Source organism: Roseovarius sp. SK2, assembly GCF_028807495.1.
In the GTDB taxonomy this organism is placed as follows: domain Bacteria; phylum Pseudomonadota; class Alphaproteobacteria; order Rhodobacterales; family Rhodobacteraceae; genus Roseovarius; species Roseovarius confluentis.
This window is the reverse complement of record NZ_JARAMK010000034.1, coordinates 1-1,228: the sequence shown is the minus strand read 5'-3', so window position 1 is coordinate 1,228 and position 1,228 is coordinate 1. Positions and strand designations below refer to the sequence as shown.

Annotated in this window: 1 protein-coding gene; it reads left to right on the top strand. The window is 63.6% G+C overall.

Annotated features, from left to right (window positions below; translation table 11 throughout):
• Positions 1-186 precede the first annotated feature (186 nt).
• Positions 187-1,104, top strand: a complete 918-nt coding sequence (locus PVV74_RS22795) for a methionyl-tRNA formyltransferase (protein WP_245890602.1) — start codon at positions 187-189, stop codon at positions 1,102-1,104.
• The last annotated feature ends 124 nt before the right edge of the window (positions 1,105-1,228 follow it).

Genomic DNA, 1,228 nt, shown 5'->3' with positions numbered 1-1,228 from the left:
CCGCTTCTGGGAGAGCACACGGTGGAGATCCTGCGCGAGGTGCTGGGCTATGACGGCGACGAGCTGCAGGCGGTGCTGGATAGCGGCGCCGTGGGAGACCCGCAGAGAACCGCAGCGGAATAGAAAAGGAAAGACCGGTAGCGTGCGGCGCAAATCCGCAGCTGCCGGACCCAAGGGAGGAAAAACATGCGATTGATCGTCATGGGGCAGCAAGCCTTCGGCAAGGATGCGCTGGCCAAGATCATCGAAACCGGAACCGACGAAGTCGTGGCCGTGTATTGCGAGCCCGACCGGGACGGCAAGCCGGTGGACCCGATCAAGGAGTTCGCGCTGGAAAAGGGCCTGCCCGTACATCAGCCGGCGAATTTCGACGATGCCGAGGCGCTGGAAACACTGGCCGGATACAACGCCGACCTGATGGTCATGGCCTTCGTCAACGTCTTCGTGCCCGAAGCGGCGCGGGACACGCCGACGCACGGCTCGATCTGTTTTCACCCGTCGCTCCTGCCGCTGCATCGCGGCCCGAGCGCGGTCAACTGGCCGATCATCATGGGATCGGACAAGTCTGGTTTCAGCTGGTTCTACCCGTCGGACGGGTTGGACGAGGGCGACAGCCTGATGCAATGGGAATGCGAGATCGGCCCCGACGACACGGTGATCGACCTCTATTTCAAGAAGATCTACCCGGCGGCGGTGGACAGCGTGCTGGAGGTCTGCGACCTTTTCCGCGCGGGCAATCCGCCGCATATCGTGCCGGACGAAGCGGAGGCCACCTACGAGCGCCGCTGCACCGCGCGGCACTCGGAAATCTGCTGGCACCGTCCGGTGGGGCAGGTCTATGATCTCATTCGCGGGACCAACCCCGCCCCCGGCGCATGGACGACCTACAAGGGTGCCAAGCTGGGGATTTTTGACAGTGCCCGCGCTCCCGGCGACGGCATTTCCGGCCGGGTCCGCGCCATCACCGACGACGGCATCGAGGTGCAGTGCGTCGGAGGCCGTATCCTGGTCAAACGAGTACGCCCCGAGGGCGGGGACAAGACACCCGCCGCCCAGTGGGCATCCGAAGTCGGCCTTGAGGTCGGCGAAGAATTTCCAAGCTGAAACGCGACAAAGGAACACATCATGAGCCACAAATCAGACATCGAGATTGCGCGTGCGGCGTCGAAGAAGCCGATCCAGGAGATTGGCGACAAGCTTGGGATCCCGGGCGAACATCTGCTGCCCT